Origin of the sequence: Type-D symbiont of Plautia stali, from assembly GCF_001485335.1 — a bacterium.
GTDB classification, from domain to species: domain Bacteria; phylum Pseudomonadota; class Gammaproteobacteria; order Enterobacterales; family Enterobacteriaceae; genus Pantoea; species Pantoea vagans_C.
Window position 1 is genome coordinate 23106 of record NZ_BBOC01000028.1, and the last position, 18541, is coordinate 41646.

Annotated in this window: 18 protein-coding genes; 7 read left to right on the forward strand and 11 right to left on the reverse strand. The window is 54.7% G+C overall.

Annotated features, from left to right (window positions below):
• Window position 1: 1 nt before the first annotated feature.
• From livG to PSSD_RS11005, 4 genes are all read right to left on the reverse strand, one after another.
• Window positions 2–769, reverse strand: a complete 768-nt coding sequence (gene livG / locus PSSD_RS10990) for a high-affinity branched-chain amino acid ABC transporter ATP-binding protein LivG (protein WP_039331713.1) — start codon at window positions 767–769, stop codon at window positions 2–4.
• Window positions 766–2037, reverse strand: coding sequence for a high-affinity branched-chain amino acid ABC transporter permease LivM (locus PSSD_RS10995; protein ID WP_058972267.1), 1272 nt, complete (start codon window positions 2035–2037; stop codon window positions 766–768). The genes livG and PSSD_RS10995 overlap by 4 nt, the downstream gene beginning before the upstream one ends.
• Window positions 2034–2960 (reverse strand): high-affinity branched-chain amino acid ABC transporter permease LivH, encoded by a 927-nt coding sequence (gene livH, locus PSSD_RS11000; RefSeq protein ID WP_034827036.1) that lies wholly within the window; start codon window positions 2958–2960, stop codon window positions 2034–2036. Before livH ends, PSSD_RS10995 begins: the two co-directional genes overlap by 4 nt.
• Before the next feature lie 151 nt (window positions 2961–3111).
• A complete protein-coding gene (locus tag PSSD_RS11005; RefSeq protein WP_039331722.1) occupies window positions 3112–4239 on the reverse strand; it encodes a branched-chain amino acid ABC transporter substrate-binding protein in 1128 nt (375 codons plus the stop codon).
• A gap of 405 nt (window positions 4240–4644) precedes the next feature.
• Here PSSD_RS11005 and panM point away from each other — a divergent pair, with 405 nt between their 5' ends.
• The gene (gene panM, locus PSSD_RS11010) at window positions 4645–5031 is read left to right on the forward strand and encodes an aspartate 1-decarboxylase autocleavage activator PanM (protein ID WP_058972268.1); all 387 of its coding nucleotides are present in this window, start codon (window positions 4645–4647) and stop codon (window positions 5029–5031) included.
• A gap of 172 nt (window positions 5032–5203) precedes the next feature.
• Here panM and rpoH read toward each other — a convergent pair whose 3' ends face one another.
• From rpoH to ftsY, 4 genes are all read right to left on the reverse strand, one after another.
• Complete coding sequence (gene rpoH / locus PSSD_RS11015; RefSeq protein WP_058972269.1) at window positions 5204–6061, reverse strand: RNA polymerase sigma factor RpoH; 858 nt, start codon at window positions 6059–6061, stop codon at window positions 5204–5206.
• A 239-nt stretch (window positions 6062–6300) separates the two neighbouring features.
• Window positions 6301–7287, reverse strand: coding sequence for a permease-like cell division protein FtsX (gene ftsX / locus PSSD_RS11020; RefSeq protein ID WP_039331725.1), 987 nt, complete (start codon window positions 7285–7287; stop codon window positions 6301–6303).
• Window positions 7277–7945 (reverse strand): cell division ATP-binding protein FtsE, encoded by a 669-nt coding sequence (gene ftsE, locus PSSD_RS11025; RefSeq protein WP_039331726.1) that lies wholly within the window; start codon window positions 7943–7945, stop codon window positions 7277–7279. The genes ftsX and ftsE overlap by 11 nt, the downstream gene beginning before the upstream one ends.
• 5 nt (window positions 7946–7950) lie before the next feature.
• Entirely contained in the window at window positions 7951–9546 is a 1596-nt protein-coding gene (gene ftsY, locus PSSD_RS11030; protein WP_058972270.1) for a signal recognition particle-docking protein FtsY, read from the reverse strand.
• A gap of 230 nt (window positions 9547–9776) precedes the next feature.
• Here ftsY and rsmD point away from each other — a divergent pair, with 230 nt between their 5' ends.
• On the forward strand, window positions 9777–10376 hold the full coding sequence (gene rsmD / locus PSSD_RS11035) for a 16S rRNA (guanine(966)-N(2))-methyltransferase (RefSeq protein WP_039331731.1): 600 nt from the start codon (window positions 9777–9779) through the stop codon (window positions 10374–10376).
• Window positions 10366–10635, forward strand: coding sequence for a DUF1145 family protein (locus tag PSSD_RS11040; protein WP_039331733.1), 270 nt, complete (start codon window positions 10366–10368; stop codon window positions 10633–10635). The genes rsmD and PSSD_RS11040 overlap by 11 nt, the downstream gene beginning before the upstream one ends.
• 27 nt (window positions 10636–10662) lie before the next feature.
• On the opposite strand, the gene PSSD_RS11045 is transcribed toward PSSD_RS11040, so the two are convergent.
• Window positions 10663–11019, reverse strand: a complete 357-nt coding sequence (locus PSSD_RS11045; RefSeq protein ID WP_039331734.1) for a DUF2500 domain-containing protein — start codon at window positions 11017–11019, stop codon at window positions 10663–10665.
• 162 nt (window positions 11020–11181) lie between these two features.
• Here PSSD_RS11045 and PSSD_RS11050 point away from each other — a divergent pair, with 162 nt between their 5' ends.
• Both PSSD_RS11050 and PSSD_RS11055 read left to right on the forward strand, forming a co-directional pair.
• Window positions 11182–11811, forward strand: coding sequence for a lysoplasmalogenase (locus PSSD_RS11050; RefSeq protein WP_058972271.1), 630 nt, complete (start codon window positions 11182–11184; stop codon window positions 11809–11811).
• A gap of 95 nt (window positions 11812–11906) precedes the next feature.
• Window positions 11907–14183 (forward strand): zinc/cadmium/mercury/lead-transporting ATPase, encoded by a 2277-nt coding sequence (locus tag PSSD_RS11055; protein ID WP_058972272.1) that lies wholly within the window; start codon window positions 11907–11909, stop codon window positions 14181–14183.
• On the opposite strand, the gene tusA is transcribed toward PSSD_RS11055, so the two are convergent.
• A complete protein-coding gene (tusA, locus tag PSSD_RS11060) occupies window positions 14180–14428 on the reverse strand; it encodes a sulfurtransferase TusA (protein WP_039331737.1) in 249 nt (82 codons plus the stop codon). The genes PSSD_RS11055 and tusA overlap by 4 nt on opposite strands.
• A 190-nt stretch (window positions 14429–14618) precedes the next feature.
• Here tusA and PSSD_RS11065 point away from each other — a divergent pair, with 190 nt between their 5' ends.
• A complete protein-coding gene (locus PSSD_RS11065; RefSeq protein ID WP_058972273.1) occupies window positions 14619–15284 on the forward strand; it encodes a 7-cyano-7-deazaguanine/7-aminomethyl-7-deazaguanine transporter in 666 nt (221 codons plus the stop codon).
• 125 nt (window positions 15285–15409) lie between these two features.
• Entirely contained in the window at window positions 15410–15967 is a 558-nt protein-coding gene (locus PSSD_RS11070) for a DcrB family lipoprotein (RefSeq protein ID WP_058972274.1), read from the forward strand.
• 109 nt (window positions 15968–16076) lie between these two features.
• On the opposite strand, the gene glgP is transcribed toward PSSD_RS11070, so the two are convergent.
• Window positions 16077–18524: a glycogen phosphorylase gene (gene glgP / locus PSSD_RS11075; RefSeq protein WP_039333961.1), complete on the reverse strand. Its 2448-nt coding sequence runs from the start codon at window positions 18522–18524 to the stop codon at window positions 16077–16079.
• Window positions 18525–18541 lie beyond the last annotated feature (17 nt).

The window sequence follows — 18541 nt, forward strand, 5'->3', positions numbered from 1 at the left end:
ATTACGCCTCACCTAAATAAGCACGGATCACATCCGGATTGTTACGCACTTCTTCCGGCGTGCCGTTAGCCAGCGGTGTGCCCTGATTGACCACATAAATGCGGTCAGAAATTCCCATCACCAGCTTCATATCGTGTTCGATCAACAGCACCGAGACCTTGTGCTCGCCACGCAGTTCGGCAATCAGTTCATCCAGCTCATGCGTTTCACGCGGGTTAAGTCCTGCAGCCGGTTCATCCAGCATCAGGATTTCAGGACGTGTCACCATGCAGCGCGCAATCTCCAGACGGCGCTGTTGACCGTAAGCGAGGTTCCCCGCCTGGCGGTTAGCCAGATCCAGTAAGCCAATGCGCTCCAGCCAGGTGGCCGCACGATCCAGGGCTTCACTTTCGCCACGGCGAAACGCTGGCGTCTTGAACAGCCCGGAGAATACGCCGCTTTTCAGATGCTGATGCTGCGCCACCAGCAGGTTTTCGATCACCGTCATTTCACGGAACAGACGCACGTGCTGAAAAGTACGCACGATGCCCATGCGCGCAATCTTCTGGCCCGGCAGGCCCTGTAATGGCTGGTCGCGCAGTTTGATAGTGCCGCCGGTCGGCTTGTAAAAACCGGTCAGGCAGTTAAACACCGTGGTTTTACCGGCACCGTTTGGGCCAATCAGTGACACGATTTCCTGAGGGTGCAGTTCCAGCGCCACATTGTTGACGGCCAACAGGCCGCCAAAGCGCATCATCAAGCCTTCAACGGCTAATAAAGGCTGACTCATGCCTGCTCTCCTTGTTTACTGCTTTTTAACTTCAGGTGTGGACGCTTCATCGGCAGTAATCCTTGCGGACGCCAGATCATCATCAGCACCATCAAACCACCGAGCACCAGCATGCTGTACTCGTTCAAATCACGCATCAGCTCGCGCGACACCACCAGCAGTACAGCCGCGAGGATCACCGCAAACTGAGAGCCCATGCCGCCCAATACCACAATCGCCAGTACAAAGGCCGATTCGACAAAAGTGAAAGATTCCGGACTGACAAAGCCCTGGCGCGCGGCAAACAGCGTACCGGCAAAACCAGCGAACACTGCGCTGATGGTGAATGCCGTCAGCTTGATACGCGTTGGGCTGAGGCCCAGCGAGCGACAGGCAATTTCATCTTCACGCAGTGCTTCCCAGGCACGACCCAGCGGCATACGCAGCAAGCGGTTAATCACAAACAGCGTCACCACCACCAGCAGCAGCGCCACCAGATAGAGGAAAATCACACGATGGTTAGGATCGTATTGCAGCCCTGTCAGCTCATGGAAGGTGGTCCAGCCGCCTTCACTGACGCGACGACCAAATTCAATGCCAAACAGGCTGGGCTTGGGAATCTGCGCGATACCGTTTGGCCCGCCAGTGAGCGAGGTACTGTTCAGCAGCAGAATACGGACGATCTCGCCGAAACCGAGCGTCACAATCGCCAGATAGTCCCCGCGCAGGCGCAGCACCGGGAAGCCCAGCATCAGACCAAAGGCACCCGCCACTATTCCTGCCAGCGGCAGGCTTTCCCAAAAACCGAAACCGTAATAGTGATTAAGCAAGGCAAAGGTGTAGGCACCGATGGCGTAAAAGCCGCCGTAACCCAGCACCAGCAAACCGGAAAGCCCGACCACCACGTTGAGGCCCAAACCGAGCATCACGTAGATCAGTGTCAGTGTGGCGATATCCACACTGCCGCGCGAGACGAGGAACGGCCAAATCACCGCTGCGGCAATGATCAGCGCCATCAGCCCTTTTTGTTTGGCGTTGGAGCCATCAAAACTGGGTAAAACAAAACCTTTGCCGCTGCGTTTAAACTTGCCCTGCAACAGTGGACGCAATAACTGGAAGATAAACACCACCGCACAGCCGATGAAAATCCAGTTCCAGCGGGCGGCGCCAGCGTTGGCCACCACCAGTTTGGTGCCATCCAGATCGAGGCGCACTCCCATAAAGAAGGTGGCGAGCACTAACAACATCACCGTGGAGATAACGGCGTTAACCAGACCGAGGCGCTTCATACTTTTTCCACCTCCGGACGGCCCAGAATCCCGGTTGGCATCACCAACAGCACCACAATCAACAGGGCGAACGACACCACGTCTTTGTATTCCGTTGACAGATAAGCCGACGTCAGTGCTTCAGCAATACCCAGCACCAGACCGCCAATCATCGCACCCGGAATACTGCCGATACCACCAAGTACCGCTGCGGTGAAGGCTTTCATCCCGGCCATAAAGCCGATAAATGGGTTGATGGAGCCATAGAACTGGCCCAGCAACACGCCGGCTACCGCTGCCATCGCGGCACCAATGATAAAGGTCAGTGAGATAACACGGTCAGTGTTGATACCCAGCAGGCTGGCCATTTTCAAATCTTCTGCGCAGGCACGACAGGCGCGCCCCATGCGCGAATAGCGGATGAACAACGTCAGTGCCAGCATCGACAGGAACGTCACCACCCAGATCACCAGTTGCATAGTGGAGAGTGTGGCAGCGAAGCCGTTGCTTTCGCCCAGCGTCCACTGGCCGGTGATCAGGCTTGGCAGTGCCAGATCGCGTGAGCCTTGCGTCAGGCTGACGTAGTTCTGCAGGAAGATCGACATCCCGATAGCCGAGATCAGTGCGATCAAGCGCTTCGAGGATCGCACCGGTTTGTAGGCCACGCGCTCGATGCTCCAGCCGTAGGCGCTGGAGATAATGACTGCCATCACGAAACCGGCGGCAATCATCAGCCACGTGGTATCGATACCCATCATCATCAGGGCGGCAATCACAATAAAGGAGACATAGCTGCCGATCATATACACCTCGCCGTGGGCGAAGTTGATCATGCCGATGATGCCGTAAACCATGGTGTAACCAATGGCGATCAGCGCGTAGGTGCTCCCGAGGGTCACCCCGTTGAACATCTGCTGAATGAAATAGAGAAACTGCTCGGACATAGTGAGGACCTGCATGTGGACTAAAAATCCCCTCTCCTTTGGGAGAGGGTTAGGGTGAGGGAGAAACGCGGGAGTCATCAAAACCGTGCGCGCTGCCCCTCTCCCAGCCCTCTCCGGTAAAAGAGAGGGCCAATCTGTTTAAGGTTGGGAATTACTTAACGGCGGTAGAAGAACCGTCTTTATGCCATTTGAAGACACCAAATTCGAAGCCCTTCAGATCGCCTTTCTGATCCCAGTTCAGGTTACCCATCACGGTTGGAACCGCAGCGCCCTCTTTCAGGTTTTTAGCAATCGCATCTGGCTCGTCGCTCTTGCTGCGCTCGATACCGGCCACCAGTGACTGAATCGCGGCATAAGTAGTCCAGACGAACGGACCGGTTGGATCTTTGCGGTTAGACGCAGTGTTGGCTTTAATCGCCTCAACAATCGCCTTGTTTTCTGGCAGCTGGTCATAACGCTTCGGCAAGGTGACATACAGGCCTTCAGAGGCATCACCCGCGATATTAGACAGTGATGCGTTGCCCACACCTTCTGGACCCATGAAGCCCGCATTCAGACCCGCTGATTTCGCCTGGCGCAGAATCTGGCCCAGCTCTGGGTAGTAACCGCCGTAGTAGACGAAATCGACGTTCTCTTTCTTCAGACGCGCAATCAGCGTAGAGAAATCTTTATCACCGGCGGTGATACCTTCAAACAACACCACGTTGCCGCCTTTGGCTTTCAGGGTTTTCTGCACCGATTCCGCCAGACCCTGACCGTACTGCTGCTTGTCGTGCACCACAGCGATACGTTTTGGTTTGATTTCATTCAGGATGTAAGTCGCTGCGGTTGGACCCTGATCCGAATCCAGACCGGTGGTGCGCAGTACGTCAGCATAGCCACGCGCCGTCAGCTCGGGAGCGGTGGCAGCCGGGGTGATCATCAGAATGCCTTCATCATTGTAGATGTCGGAAGCAGGCTGAGTCGAAGAAGAGCAAAGGTGGCCGATAACGTATTTGATGCCGTCGTTAACCACTTTGTTGGCCACTGCAACCGCTTGTTTCGGGTCACAGGCATCGTCATATTCCACGCCAACCAGTTTGTCACCATTAACACCGCCTTTGGCGTTAATGTCCTTGATCGCCTGCGCTGCACCGGTGAACTGCATGTCACCGTACTGGGCAACCGGGCCGGTTGCTGCGCCAACGATGGCAATCTTGATGTCTTTAGCCAGTGCCGCGTGGCTCAACGCCAGCGCAACGCAACCCGCCAGTAATGCGCGTCCTTTACTCATTTTCATGCGTACTTCCCCATCTGTTGTGTCGTGTGTCTGTTGTGATTGGTTTATTTTCTGCCAGTCAAAGAGGAAAACTGATTTTAGAATAATGAGTTAGCGCTCTTTTCTGGCATTTATTGGTAATAAGGCTTTATTTTTCAGGTTATTAAACAGGAACTTTCTTCTGTAAATCAACTGACATATTTAGAATTAGTCGCGTTGAACAGCAGAATCATCTGGTTGTTATGGCCGCAATTTAGCCAGCTACCCAGCGCGTTATGCTGGCTTTTTCAACGATCATTGATGGCTTACTCCACAATCCTGGCAAACAGGCTGGCATTTGACCTATTTTCATCGCAAAAAAGTGACAGCACGCTGACTGTCTAAATTCGCTACACTATGGCCTTTCTGCCAGTACAGGTAAGGGTAATGAAGCTCACTATTCAGCGGATCACCGCACTGACGCCACAGGATCGGTTGGATTTAGCTAAAGTCTGGCCGCAGATCGATATTGCGCAACTGGAAGCCGCATTAAGCGAGACGCAGCGTTTGTACGCCGCCCGCTTTAACGATCGCCTGCTAGCGGCGTTACAGCTGGAGATGAGCGGGACACAGGGGAAGATTTCGCAGCTGAATGTGCGTGAAGTCACGCGCCGTCGTGGCGTAGGGCAATATCTGCTGCAAGACACTATCGCGCAGAACAGCGAGGTCGCGAATTGGTGGATTGCCAATGATGGCGAGAGCAATCAGGAGATTCTCGCTGCGTTTATGCGGGCCTGTGGATTTCGTGCGCAAGCGGAAGGCTGGGTGCGTTAATAACGAGTGATGAGCGGTTTTCTACCCGGTGCGCATTAATGCGCACCCTACACTCATCTCCCGTAGGGTCGCCATTTATGGCGACTGTCTAATCAAGCGCCGCTACGAATGGCGACTGTCGAGCAAAAAAAAGGGCGACCCGCTGGTCGCCCCGTTTTGCACCTGACACTTATCAGGCTTCAATTGCCATACGCAGTTTCTTCATGGCGTTCTTTTCCAACTGACGCACGCGCTCAGCAGAGACGCCGTATTGATCGGCCAGTTCCTGCAGCGTGGTTTTGTTCTCATCATCCAGCCAACGGGCACGGATGATGTGCTGGCTACGCTCATCGAGGCTCAGCATTGCATCGCTCAGTTTATCTGCGGCGTGTGCATCCCAGTTGTCCTCTTCAATGCCATCAGCAAAGTCAGAGGTTTTATCCTGCAGATACAGCACCGGAGCCATCGGCTTACCTTCGCCTGCTTCGTCATCTGAAGACATATCGAAGGTCATATCCTGCGCGGCCATACGAGATTCCATCTCAAGCACGTCTTTACTGCTCACGCCAAGCTCGCGCGCGACCATTTCCACTTCGTCCTGGTTAAACCAGCCCAGACGCTGCTTGCTTTTACGCAAGTTAAAGAACAGCTTACGCTGTGCTTTCGTGGTCGCGACTTTCACGATACGCCAGTTACGCAGTACATATTCGTGAATTTCTGCTTTGATCCAGTGCACGGCAAACGACACCAGGCGCACGCCCACTTCAGGGTTGAAGCGACGCACCGCCTTCATCAGGCCAATGTTACCTTCCTGAATCAGGTCAGCCTGTGGCAGGCCGTAACCGGAATAGTTACGAGCAATATGAACAACAAAGCGCAGGTGAGAAAGGATCAGCGTCTTAGCTGCATCCAGATCGCCCTGGTAATGCAGTTTCTCCGCTAATGCCTTCTCCTCTTCTGCCGTTAATACCGGCCAGTTATTGGCAGCCCGGACGTATGATTCCAGGTTACCCAGAGGCGCAATCGCTAAAGTTTGCATTTCTTTGGTCATTCAAACCCTCACAAATTCAATGGACTTGCTGCACAGTTCCTTGCGCAGACGTTACATTATGTCAACGTCGCGAAAAAACCAAAAGCAATCTGTGCTACTTGGACGACAAAGTTATCCACAAGTTCAATATTAGCAGTGAATATTTTACACACAGATGACGGCGGGAGAAACAGAAAGATTCCTCTGCTCCCAGATCGTCGGCAGCAGAGGAAGAGTATATCAAAAAACGTTGCTGTTGGTTACTGCGGCGTAAATCGGCGTAAATGTTGTACAGTCGCTAACCACGCGGCAATCCAGCCGATAATGGCGGCGATCAGCAGCAGCAGCAGTCCTTCGTCCCAGGAAAAACCTTCCAAAACAAAGGTGGTGCCGAACACCGAGGCAACCTGCGCCACCACGGACTGCAAGCGCAGTACCAATACTTCGGAGAGGATCAGTGACAACACCGCGCCACTGAAACCGAGCAGCGCACCGCCATACAGGAATGGACGCAGAATAAAGCCGTCGGTGGCACCGATCAGTTTTTGCACGTTAATAGTATCGCGGCGGGCGAAAATGCTGAGTCGCACACTGTTGCCGATCACCAGGAACACGGCGACCACCATCAGCAAGCCAATCATCGAGGCGATTTGCCCCACCAGCCCGGTTAAGGCGGCCAAGCGAGCAAACCAGCTGTCATCCATACGCACTTCATCAACGCCCTGCACTTTCGCGACCCGATCGCGCAGATTGGCCATGGTGTCTGAATTCTGGAAATTGAGCTTCGGCGTGATAATGGCGACAGCAGGCAGCGGATTCTGCTCCAGCATGTCCATTGAGCCGCCAAAGCCGGACCAGTTACGGAACTCATTCAGCGCTTCTTCACGCGTCAGATAATTGACATTATCCACGCCATCTAACTTTTTCAGTTCAGCGGTGACATTCTCGGCGGCGCTATCGTCCAGCGCTTTGTCGAGATACACGGTAAGCTGCGGCGCGGGATACCATTGCGTGGCCGCCTGGCTGACGTTTTTCCACACCATGTAGCAGACGCTCGGCAGCGTTAGCGAGATGGCGATCACCATCACCGTCAGCAGCGTGGCCAGCGGCTGGCGATACATATCCGATAACGTACCGCGCCACGCATAACGCCACTGCTCCTGCCAGCCACCTTTTAACGCCTTGCTTTTCGAAGGTTGCTTCGTCGCTTTTGGCGCTGCTGGGCGCTTATTGCGTTTATTGACCATCGTGGCCTCCGTGCAGACGTCCCTGATTCAGCGTCATCAGGCGGTAATTCCGCCGTGCAATCAGCCCGGTGTCATGCGTTGCCATCAGCACCGTGACACCTACGCGGTTAAACTCTTCAAACAGTCGCAGAATGTCTTCTGACAGCGCATTGTCGAGGTTACCGGTCGGTTCATCCGCCAGCAAAACCGCCGGCTTATTCACCACCGCACGCGCAATGCCAACACGTTGCTGTTCACCGCCTGAGAGCTGGATCGGATAACTTTTCGCTTTGTCGAGCAGGCCAACTTTATCCAGCGCCGCCGACACGCGACGACGAATGTCCTCACCGCTGGCACCGGAGATAATCAGCGGGATAGCCACGTTGTCATAGACCGAACGATCCATCAGCAAGTGGTGATCCTGGAAAATCATACCGATCTGACGTCGCAGGAAAGGCACTTCACTGTGACGCAGACGCGAAATATCGTGGCCGCTAAACCAGATCTGCCCGGCGCTCGGGCGCTCAATGCCACAAATCAGCTTCAGTAAGGTACTTTTCCCCGCGCCGGAATGGCCGGTCAGGAACGCCATTTCACCGGGACGCAGATGAAAATCCACCCCCTGCAGCGCCTGACGTCCTCCCAGGTAAGCCTTACTGACCTCTTCAAAGCGAATCATCCCAATCATTCCTCTCGGGCAAACAGTGCCTCAATAAAGTCCTCGGCCTTGAACGGCCGTAAATCCTCGATGCCTTCCCCGACACCGATATAGCGAATCGGAATACCGAACTGATCGGCAACCGAGAAGATCACGCCACCTTTCGCGGTGCCGTCAAGCTTGGTCAGGGTAATGCCGGTTAAGCCCACCGCTTCATGGAACAGTTTGGCCTGGCTTACCGCATTTTGCCCGGTGCTGGCGTCGAGGGTCAGCATCACTTCGTGTGGCGCATCCTCATCCAACTTCTTCATCACGCGGGTGATTTTCTTCAGTTCTTCCATCAGGTGCGCTTTGTTCTGCAAGCGACCTGCGGTATCGGCGATCAGCACATCCACCTGACGTGATTTAGCTGCCTGAATGGCATCAAAAATCACCGAGGCGGAGTCCGCGCCCGTGTGCTGTGCCACTACCGGAATGTTGTTACGCTGACCCCACACCTGCAACTGCTCAACAGCAGCTGCACGGAAGGTATCACCTGCCGCCAGCATCACTGATTTGCCTTGCGCCTGGTACTGACGCGCCAGCTTACCAATGGTGGTGGTTTTACCTACGCCGTTAACGCCGACCATCAGGATAACAAACGGCGTTTTGCCACTGACATCCAGCGGCTCGTCAACTTTTTCCAGAATGCCGGCCATTTCGGCTTTCAGCAGGCCGTACAAGGCTTCTGCATCGCGCAGCTGCTTACGATTCGCCTGCTGCGTCAAATTGGCGATGATGCGGCGCGTCGTTTCCACACCGACATCAGCGATCAACAGCTGTTCTTCCAGCTCTTCAAACAGGTCGTCATCGATTTTTTTGCCACGGAACAGACCGATAAACCCAGAGCCCAGGTTTTCACGGGTTTTCACCAGACTGCGTTTCAGGCGGGCAAAGAAGCCTTCTTTGGTTGGGCGCTCTTGCTCCTGCGTGACAATCGGCGCCGCGGCCAGCGGCAGATCGCTGACGGTGTCCTGCGCTTCGGCTTCCGCATCTTCGGCATAGGTTTCCGCTAATGCCAGTGCTTCCAGCTCCTCGTCGCTTAACGCGTCGTCTTCTGGCTCAACCGGTGCTTCGATAACGGGCTGTTGCGGCTCAATCACCGGCTCAACCGGCGCTTCGATAACAGGCTGTTGCGGTTCAATCACCGGCTCAACCGGCGCTTCGATAACATGCTGTTGCGGTTCAATCACCGGCTCAACGGGTGCTTCGATAACAGGCTGTTGCGGTTCAATCACAGGCTCAACGGGTGCTTCAACAATCAGCGTTTCGGCCTGCGGTTCTTCTTCGACAGGCACAACGTCGGGTTGCACTTCCGCTTCCGGCTGCACCGCTTCTTCAATCGCGACAACCGGCTCGGCAACAGGCTCTTCCACTGGCGCCTGCTGCGCTTCGGCAACCTGCTCAGTGACGGCAACCGTCTCTTCGGCCTGCGCTTCGGCGCTTGCTAATGCGCTCTCTTCAGCGATGGGCTCATGCGCGACATCGGTCGATTGCTGCTGCTCTTCCGCAGGCTGCTGCGTCTCTTCTTCTTTGCCAAAGCCTAGCCAGGAAAAAAAGCCGCGTTTTTTCTCTTTTGCCATTGTGTAACCACACTCCTCGATGGCTTATTCCCGGTTGCACGCTGTTCCCAGGGGATAAAAAATTCAATTATTGACGCACGAGCCGCGTAAAAATCAGGCAATTACGCGCGCCATATCAACTCAGTAGTCTAACACTTTCCAGCCAGCGCACCACAGCACCCTTTTTTACGTTTCTTCTCCTTGCTGCGCCCGTTAAACTACGCAACAAATTATGACGAGTTGTGAGCGAAATGAGTAAATCACCCCGCAGCAGTGGCGCTGCTGGCCAAATCCGCATCATCGGCGGGCAGTGGCGCGGTCGCAAATTACCGGTGCCTGACAGCGCTGGCTTACGCCCGACCACCGATCGCGTACGCGAAACCCTGTTCAACTGGCTGGCCCCCGATATTCAGGAAGCACGCTGCCTCGACTGCTTCGCCGGTAGCGGCGCGCTCGGACTGGAAGCGCTGTCACGCTATGCCGCCTCTGCCACGCTGCTTGAAATGGAACGAGCGGTGGCGCAACAGCTGTCGCAGAACCTGCAAACACTGCGTGCAACTCAAGGTACTGTGGTGCAGACCAACACTTTGCAGTGGCTAAATCAGCCGGGCGAGCCGTTTGATGTGGTGTTTGTGGACCCGCCGTTCCGTAAAGGACTATTGCTGGAAACATTGACGCTGCTTGAAAAAAACGGCTGGCTGGCAGAGAACGCGCTAATTTACGTAGAGAGTGAAGTCGAGCATGGCACGCCGGTGGCACCCGCCAACTGGGATTTATACCGCGAGAAGATTGCCGGACAGGTCGCCTATCGCCTTTATCAACGCCAACAGGAGACGCACGATGTGGCTTAATCTGGGACGTTTACTGATGATTTGCGTCTGGGCTTTTTTACTGTTGAATCTGGTGCACCCTTTCCCGACGCCGCTGCGTTACTTTGTCCATGTTGCCTTGTTCTTCATGGTGATTATGCATGGCTTGCAGCTGGTATTACTGCGCGCGACCCAGCCTAAAGAAGCACCGAAGCTCAGTGGCGCAACTCAGGCGAAGATTTTCTTTTTCGGCGTATTTGAACTGCTGGCGTGGCAGAAGAAGCATTATCCTAAGATGTAGAGAAATCGGCCGCCCTTGCGGCCGATTTTATTGCGCAGGGGTAAAGCTGACAAAGCGACTGCCCTTCATCTTCAACTCCCCCTTCGCACCCTTATCGATTTGATGATAATCATTGGCGCTGACCACCACTTTGATGTCACTTGCACCATTCAGCGGATGAAACAGGGCCTCATACTTCATGTCTTCAGCCACAATCTCTTCACGCTGGCGTGAACGGCGATTGGGCGACGGATACTCACGTTTGGTTTTGACTTCCACGCTCAGAGAACGAACCGGGGAAGCGTCATTGACCGCAGTTTCACGGCGTTGCTTGATAAACTGACGGGTCGCCAAAACGGCAATAATCGCCAGAACGATAAAAAAGAGTAGCGGTGGTTTGCTCATGTTTTCTCTCGTGCTTTGCGTTGATAATAGAACAAATAAAGACGACAAAGCATACAACCAGAGTTGACCGATTGTCACATTTGCCGCCGGTAACTTACACTGGGATCGCGATTTTGGGAAAATTCAATACTCTGAGCTGCGTGTTCAGAAAAGGGAGAAAACATGCTTTGGTCTTTTCTTGCCGTACTTTTTTCCGGTTGGCTCTACGTTGATGCTTCGTACCGTGGCCCGCAATGGCAGCGCTGGCTGTTCAAACCCGTTACCTTACTGCTACTGGTGGCCTGGGCCTGGCAGGCGCCAACGCTCAACACCACCGACTATTTGATCCTCGCTGGGTTGGTTGCCACATTGGTTGGCGATGCGCTGACGTTATTGCCACGTCAGCAAATGCTCTATGCGCTGGGCGCATTCTTCCTGTCACACCTGCTGTATACCATCAGCTTTGCCGCCCACATGACCATGAGCTTCTTCTGGCCGATCCCGGTGACCCTGCTGGTGATAGGTGCCGTGGTGATTGGCATCATCTGGTCAAAACTCGAAGATTTGCGTTGGCCGATCTGTACGCTGATTGGCATGACGCTGGTGATGAACTGGATGGCAGCGGAAAACTACTTCTTCCGCCCGACTGACTTCAGCTTTTCGCTGCTGGTGGGTGCAGGACTATTGCTGTTGGCCAATATTGTCTGGTTTATCAGTCATTATCGCCGCCGTTTCAGTGCTGATAGCGCCATTGTGGCTGCCTGCTACTTTGCCGGTCACTTTATGATTGTGCGCTCATTGTGGCTCTACTGAAGAAAAAATGACCTTTAACGCTTGACTCTGGAGTGGACTCCAAAGTGTAGCATTCAGGTTGCGGGCAATGGCCCGCACCTGATACCGGAGGTCACATGCACGCACATACTCATTCTTGCCGCTGTGGGAAATCCCATAGCAAGCCTCAACCGCTGTGCGCCATTCGCAGCGCATCGCCCACCACGCTGAAAATCTCTGCCGCCCTGCCCGCCACACCGGAAAATGGTTGCGGCTGCTGCGACAACGACAGCGCCAGCCCTGGCGGTGAAAACGACGCCGAAAGCGACAGGCCCGGCTCCTCTTCCCATCAATTCCGCTGGCAAATCGCCGGCATGGATTGCCCCAGCTGTGCGCGCAAAATTGAAAGCGCGGTACAACAGATTCCGCAGGTCAGCGCAGCCCGCGTTATTTTCGCCAGTGAAAAACTGGTCGTGGATGCCGACCAGGATATTCGCTCAGCCGTAGAGCAAGCCGTGAAAAATGTCGGCTTTACGCTCACTTCAAACGATCCGCAAGCGCAGCCCGCTGCACCTAACCGCTGGCGCGAAAATGCTGCCCTCGTCGTGCTGGCGCTGCTGATGCTGGCCAGTTGGCTGCTCAGCCAGATTTCACCGCTATGGGGCGATCGCCTGTTCGTGGTGACCACGCTGATTGGCCTGGCACCGATTGCCCGCAGCGCCTGGAAACTGCTGCGCGGTGGCTCGCCCTTTAGCATCGAAACCCTGATGACCCTCGCTGCCGCCGGTGCACTGTTGATCGGCGCCCACGCTGAAGCGGCCATGGTGCTGATGCTGTTCCAACTGGGTGAACGTCTGGAATCTTATGCCGCCACCCGTGCGCGTCGGGGCGTAACCGCCTTGATGGCCCTGCGCCCTGCTACCGCCACCCGTGTGAATGGCGCGCAGCGTGAGCAGGTGGCGCTGGAAGACTTACACCCCGGCGACAAGATTGAAGTCGCCGCTGGTGGGCGTTTACCTGCCGATGCTGAGCTACTGAACCTCAGCGCCAGCTTTGACGAAAGCGCGCTAACTGGTGAATCTGTGCCAGTTGTGCGCCAGCCTGGTGAAACGGTGATGGCAGGTGCCACCAGCGTAGATCGTCTGGTGACCCTGAAAGTCATCTCCCAGCCGGGCCAAAGTGCCATTGACCGCATTCTGCAACTGATTGAAGAGGCCGAAACCCATCGCGCCCCGGTTGAACGCTTTATCGATCGCTTCAGCCGCATTTATACCCCCGCCATTATGCTGCTGGCACTCATGGTGATGCTTTTGCCGCCATTGGTGGCGGGTGCTGCATGGCTGCCGTGGATTTATAAAGGTTTGACGTTGCTGCTGATTGGCTGCCCCTGTGCCCTGGTGATTTCAACACCGGCGGCGATCACCTCTGGTTTAGCCGCCGCGGCACGACAGGGTGCGCTGATTAAGGGCGGTGCGGCACTGGAGAGACTGAGCCGCATCCAGACCATGGCCTTCGATAAAACCGGCACCTTAACTGCAGGCAAACCACAGGTCACACAGATAGATGTCTTCGGCACACAGCAAGAGAACGCGCTGCTCAGCCTGGCGGCTGCCGTTGAACAAGGCTCCAGCCATCCTTTGGCGCTGGCGATTGTGCGTGAAGCCGAACGTCGCCAACTGGCGTTACCGCAAGCACAACATCAACAAGCATTGGCCGGAAGCGGTATCCGCGCCCGGGTTGATGGAGTGAGTTATCAGCTTCTGGCCCCGCGCGATGTCAATGTTCTCACTGACGATCAGCAACAACTGATTGCGCAACGAGAAGCGCAAGGCCAGACGGTGGTGGTGCTGTTGCAAGAACAGACAGTGCTCGGCGCATTGGCCTTGCAGGATCAACTGCGAGAAGAGGCGATGACGGCAGTGTCGCAGTTGAAAGCGTTAGGTATCAAAAGCCTGATGCTGACCGGCGATAACCCGCGAGCCGCGGCGGCGATTGCGGCTGAACTCAGCATCGATTATCGCGCTGGGCTGCTGCCCGCCGATAAAGTCGAGGCGGTACGCAAGTTAGGTGAAGCGCAGTCATTGGCGATGGTCGGCGATGGCATTAACGACGCACCCGCGATGAAAGCGGCAACGTTGGGCATCGCGATGGGCAGCGGCACCGATGTGGCACTGGAAGCCGCCGATGCCGCCTTAACACAAAACCGTCTGACGTTGTTACCGCGCACGGTATTACTGGCACGCCGCACGCGCGCCATTATTCGTCAGAACATTGCGATTGCGCTCGGCTTGAAGGGGATTTTCCTGATCACCACACTGCTCGGCTTCACCGGTTTGTGGTTAGCGGTGCTGGCAGACTCCGGCGCCACGGCGTTAGTCACGGCTAACGCACTGCGGCTGCTGCGTCAGCGTTAAGCCTGGCCTTTCTGAATCAGATACTGGTACGGCAGCGTTTCCGTTTGCTGTGCCAGCAACTGGTGTTCCATAAAGCGGCAAAATCCCGGTATATCGCGTGTGGTAGCGGGATCGTCAGCGATGATCAGCAGGGTTTCACCCGCCTGCATGGTGCGTACGGTTTTGCGCACCATCATCACCGGCTCAGGGCAGCGTAACCCCAAAGCATCAAGCGTGTGGTCCGGCGCAGAAAAGGGATCGCTCATGATTCTCTGTCTTTGTTCGTGGTGGGCGCTCATTCTAGCGCGCTCAATCTCCAGCGCAAGGCGATAACGATTGCGTTAAAATTAACCATTGCTTAAATTGCGCAACGCGCTAAGATGCCGCCGTTTTCATTTTATGGCTGTACAGCTCGGCTCTATGGGTTCCCTCACCCCTACATTAAAAAGGCTCACAATGATTGATTTTTCTGCACGTCAGCGCATGCATGCGCTGTTTTGGCTATCGCTATTCCATTTGCTGGTGATCACCTCCAGTAACTACCTGGTACAGCTGCCGGTCTCGATTTTCGGCTTCCACACTACCTGGGGCGCGTTTAGCTTTCCGTTTATTTTCCTCGCTACCGACCTCACCGTGCGCATTTTTGGCGCGCCTTTAGCCCGTCGCATTATTCTGGCGGTGATGATCCCGGCACTGTTTATCTCCTATGTGGTCTCCTGTGTGTTTTATCAGGGAGAATGGCAGGGTTGGGCCTCACTGGAACAGGTGAACCTGTTTGTCGCCCGTATCGCCAGCGCCAGCTTTATGGCTTATGCGCTGGGTCAGATTCTGGATGTCCACGTTTTTAACCGTTTGCGTCGTTTACCCCAGTGGTGGATCGCCCCGGCAGCCGCCATGTTCCTCGGTAATATCAGCGATACGCTGGCCTTCTTCTTCATCGCTTTTTATAAGAGTCCAGACCCGTTTATGGCAGCCCACTGGGTGGAGATTGCCATGGTGGATTACAGCTTCAAAGTGCTGATCTGCATGATTTTCTTCCTGCCCGCGTACGGTGTACTGCTTAACAGCATGTTGAAACGCCTGGCTGAACGTTCTGCACAGCGCCAGATGAATTTCGGCTAATTGCACATAGACGAAACGCCGCAGCGCGCTAAGATTTCCTGACAGTACGGCGGTTGCTTTTAACCGCCGATTCCGTTTTTATAGCGGATGGAAAGCACCAGACTGGAATCAATAAAGGGAAAAGAATGCGTAATTTAGTGAAATATGCGGGTATTGGTCTGTTGGTGTTGGGTCTCGCGGCCTGTGACCAGAAGAAAGATGATGCGGCAGCAGGCAGTAACGGTGCCAGCGCCAGTCAGTCCGCTCAGACCGTCAACCTGATGGACGGCAAGCTAAGCTTCAATCTGCCTGCGGGCATGTCTGATAAGAGCGGCAAACTCGGCTCGGAATCCACTAATATGCACGTTTACGCCGATGAAACCGGCCAGCGCGCGATTATCGTGATTGCCGGCGATCCCACCAACGAAGCGCTGGATGCACTCTCTCAGCGCCTGGAGCAGCAGCAACGCAATCGCGACCCGCAGCTGCAAGTGGTGTCTAACAAAGCCATTACGCTGAAAGACCAGCCAGCTCAGCAGTTGGATACGGTGATTTCTGCCAACAATCAGACCTCATGGTCTTCCGTGATTCTGGCAAAAGTGGATGGCAAACTGCTGACCTTGCAGATCACCCTGCCAGCAGACAATCAGCAGCAGGCGCAGAGCGATGCTGATGCGGTCGTTAAAAGCATCACTTTGAAATGATACCCCTCGGTGCGCATAAATGCGCACCCTACAGAATGGGAATGCGCACCCTACGAAATGGGCATCAATTCAATGTAGGGTCGCCATTTATGGCGACCTTTTTCATACCTTACAACCTCACCGGCGAAATATGCCAAATCTCATCCGCGTACTCCTGAATCGTTCTGTCCGCTGAGAAGTAGCCCATATTGGCAATGTTCAACGCCGCACACCGCTGCCACTCATCCGGCTGACGATAAAGCTTGTCCACCTTATCCTGAGTATCCACATAGCTGCGGTAATCGGCCAACAGTTGATAGTGGTCACCGAAGTTCACCAGCGCATCAAACAGATTGCGATAGCGCCCTAAATCCCCAGGACTGAACACGCCGCTGGCGATTTGTGTCAGTGCCTGATGCAGTTCGGCATCTTCCTCGTAGTACTTACGCGGGTTATAGCCATCCTGACGCAGTTTCTCAACCTGCGGCGTGGTGTTGCCGAAGATAAAAATATTCTCCGCACCGACGTGCTCGCGCATCTCGACGTTAGCACCATCCAGCGTACCAATGGTTAATGCACCATTAAGCGCGAACTTCATATTACTGGTGCCGGAAGCTTCCGTACCTGCCGTGGAGATCTGTTCAGAGAGATCCGCCGCCGGAATAATGATCTGCGCCAGGCTCACGCTGTAATTGGGAATAAACACCACTTTCAGCTTGTTCTTTACCTGAGGATCGTTGTTGATCACATTGGCGACATCGTTGATCAGATGAATGATGTGCTTCGCTACGTAATAGGCGGAAGCCGCTTTGCCGGCAAAGATATTGACGCGTGGCACCCAGTCTGCGGTGGGATCGGCCTTGATACGGTTGTAACGAGTGATAACGTGCAACACGTTAAGCAGTTGACGTTTGTATTCGTGAATACGTTTGATCTGCACGTCAAACAAAGCGTGCGGATCCAGCACAATATCCATGTTCTTCGCTACCCAATCCGCTAACCGCTTTTTGTTGGCGAACTTGGCATCACTAATCTGCTCAATAAATGCCGGGTAATCAACGTGCGGGGTCAGTTCGCTGAGTTGGCTGAGATCGGTACGCCAGTTGCGACCGATGGTGTCATCCAGCACCTCCGACAGCGCCGGGTTAGCCAAGGCCAGCCAGCGTCGTGGCGTTACACCGTTGGTTTTATTGCAGAAACGCCCGGGGAACAGGCGCGCAAAATCGGCAAACAGTGACTGCACCATTAGATTGGAGTGCAACTCTGACACGCCATTCACTTTGTGGCTCACCACCACCGCCAGCCAGGCCATGCGGATCTTACGGCCGTTGTTCTCATCAATAATCGAGATACGCGCCATCAGATCCCAGTCATCCGGGTAATACTCCTGGATGGTTTTCAGGAAGTAATCGTTGATTTCAAACACGATGCTAAGGTGACGCGGCAGAATTTTGCCGAACATATCTACCGGCCAGGTTTCCAGCGCTTCACTCATTAGCGTGTGGTTGGTGTAGGAGAACACCTGGCAGGTCACTTCAAAGGCATCGTCCCAGGTAAACTTGTGATCATCGATCAACAAGCGCATCAACTCGGGGATTGCCAGCACCGGATGCGTGTCATTCAGGTGGATGGCGATTTTATCCGCCAGATTGTCCCAGGTTTCATGCATCTGCCAGTGGCGGTTAAGGATGTCCTGCACCGTGGCCGACACGAGGAAATACTCCTGACGCAGGCGTAGTTCACGGCCTGAATCGGTGGAGTCATCGGGATAGAGCACGCGCGACACGTTCTCCGAGTGGTTTTTGTCCTCCACCGCCGCAAAGTAATCACCTTGGTTGAATTTACCCAGGTTGATCTCGTTGCTGGCCTGGGCGCTCCACAAGCGCAAAGTATTGGTGGCGTCGGTGTCGTATCCGGGGATGATCTGATCGTAAGCAGCCGCGATAATCTCTTCGGTTTCCAGCCAGCGCACGCGCGCCCCTTCATGCTGCAAACGGCCACCAAAACGCACTTTGTAGCGCGTGTTAAAGCGCTGAAACTCCCAAGGATTGCCGTATTCCAGCCAGTAATCCGGCGATTCACGCTGCTGGCCGTCAACGATGTTTTGTTTGAACATGCCGTAGTCATATCGGATGCCGTAGCCGCGCCCTGGCAGGCCGAGCGTCGCCAGTGAATCCAGGAAGCAAGCGGCCAAACGGCCCAGACCGCCGTTACCCAGCCCGGGATCGTTCTCCTCATCCATCAGTTCGCTGAGGTCGAGCCCCATCTCATCCAGCGCCTGATTGAGATCGTCATAGATGCCCATCGCCAGCAACGCATTGCCCAACGTGCGCCCCATGAGGAATTCCATCGACAGGTAATAGACCTGACGCACATCCTGTGACAGCTGTGCACGACTGGAGCGCAACCAGCGTTCCACCATGCGGTCGCGAACCGCCAACAGTGCGGCGTTCAGCCACTCATGCTGATTGGCGATCGAGGGGTCTTTACCAATAGTAAACATCAGTTTATAGGCGATTGAGTGCTTCAGTGCGTCAACCGTTAGCGTGGGTGAGGCATAGGTGAAAGGTGCATTCATATCCAGTATCCCAATCT

Bases quoted from the DNA above. Each gene is read 5' to 3' on its own strand.
- livG (WP_039331713.1), bottom strand. From the start codon at position 769: ATGAGTCAGCCTTTATTAGCCGTTGAAGGCTTGATGATGCGCTTTGGC.
- PSSD_RS10995 (WP_058972267.1), bottom strand. From the start codon at position 2,037: ATGAAGCGCCTCGGTCTGGTTAACGCCGTTATCTCCACGGTGATGTTG.
- livH (WP_034827036.1), bottom strand. From the start codon at position 2,960: ATGTCCGAGCAGTTTCTCTATTTCATTCAGCAGATGTTCAACGGGGTG.
- PSSD_RS11005 (WP_039331722.1), bottom strand. From the start codon at position 4,239: ATGAAAATGAGTAAAGGACGCGCATTACTGGCGGGTTGCGTTGCGCTG.
- panM (WP_058972268.1), top strand. From the start codon at position 4,645: ATGAAGCTCACTATTCAGCGGATCACCGCACTGACGCCACAGGATCGG.
- rpoH (WP_058972269.1), bottom strand. From the start codon at position 6,061: ATGACCAAAGAAATGCAAACTTTAGCGATTGCGCCTCTGGGTAACCTG.
- ftsX (WP_039331725.1), bottom strand. From the start codon at position 7,287: ATGGTCAATAAACGCAATAAGCGCCCAGCAGCGCCAAAAGCGACGAAG.
- ftsE (WP_039331726.1), bottom strand. From the start codon at position 7,945: ATGATTCGCTTTGAAGAGGTCAGTAAGGCTTACCTGGGAGGACGTCAG.
- ftsY (WP_058972270.1), bottom strand. From the start codon at position 9,546: ATGGCAAAAGAGAAAAAACGCGGCTTTTTTTCCTGGCTAGGCTTTGGC.
- rsmD (WP_039331731.1), top strand. From the start codon at position 9,777: ATGAGTAAATCACCCCGCAGCAGTGGCGCTGCTGGCCAAATCCGCATC.
- PSSD_RS11040 (WP_039331733.1), top strand. From the start codon at position 10,366: ATGTGGCTTAATCTGGGACGTTTACTGATGATTTGCGTCTGGGCTTTT.
- PSSD_RS11045 (WP_039331734.1), bottom strand. From the start codon at position 11,019: ATGAGCAAACCACCGCTACTCTTTTTTATCGTTCTGGCGATTATTGCC.
- PSSD_RS11050 (WP_058972271.1), top strand. From the start codon at position 11,182: ATGCTTTGGTCTTTTCTTGCCGTACTTTTTTCCGGTTGGCTCTACGTT.
- PSSD_RS11055 (WP_058972272.1), top strand. From the start codon at position 11,907: ATGCACGCACATACTCATTCTTGCCGCTGTGGGAAATCCCATAGCAAG.
- tusA (WP_039331737.1), bottom strand. From the start codon at position 14,428: ATGAGCGATCCCTTTTCTGCGCCGGACCACACGCTTGATGCTTTGGGG.
- PSSD_RS11065 (WP_058972273.1), top strand. From the start codon at position 14,619: ATGATTGATTTTTCTGCACGTCAGCGCATGCATGCGCTGTTTTGGCTA.
- PSSD_RS11070 (WP_058972274.1), top strand. From the start codon at position 15,410: ATGCGTAATTTAGTGAAATATGCGGGTATTGGTCTGTTGGTGTTGGGT.
- glgP (WP_039333961.1), bottom strand. From the start codon at position 18,524: ATGAATGCACCTTTCACCTATGCCTCACCCACGCTAACGGTTGACGCA.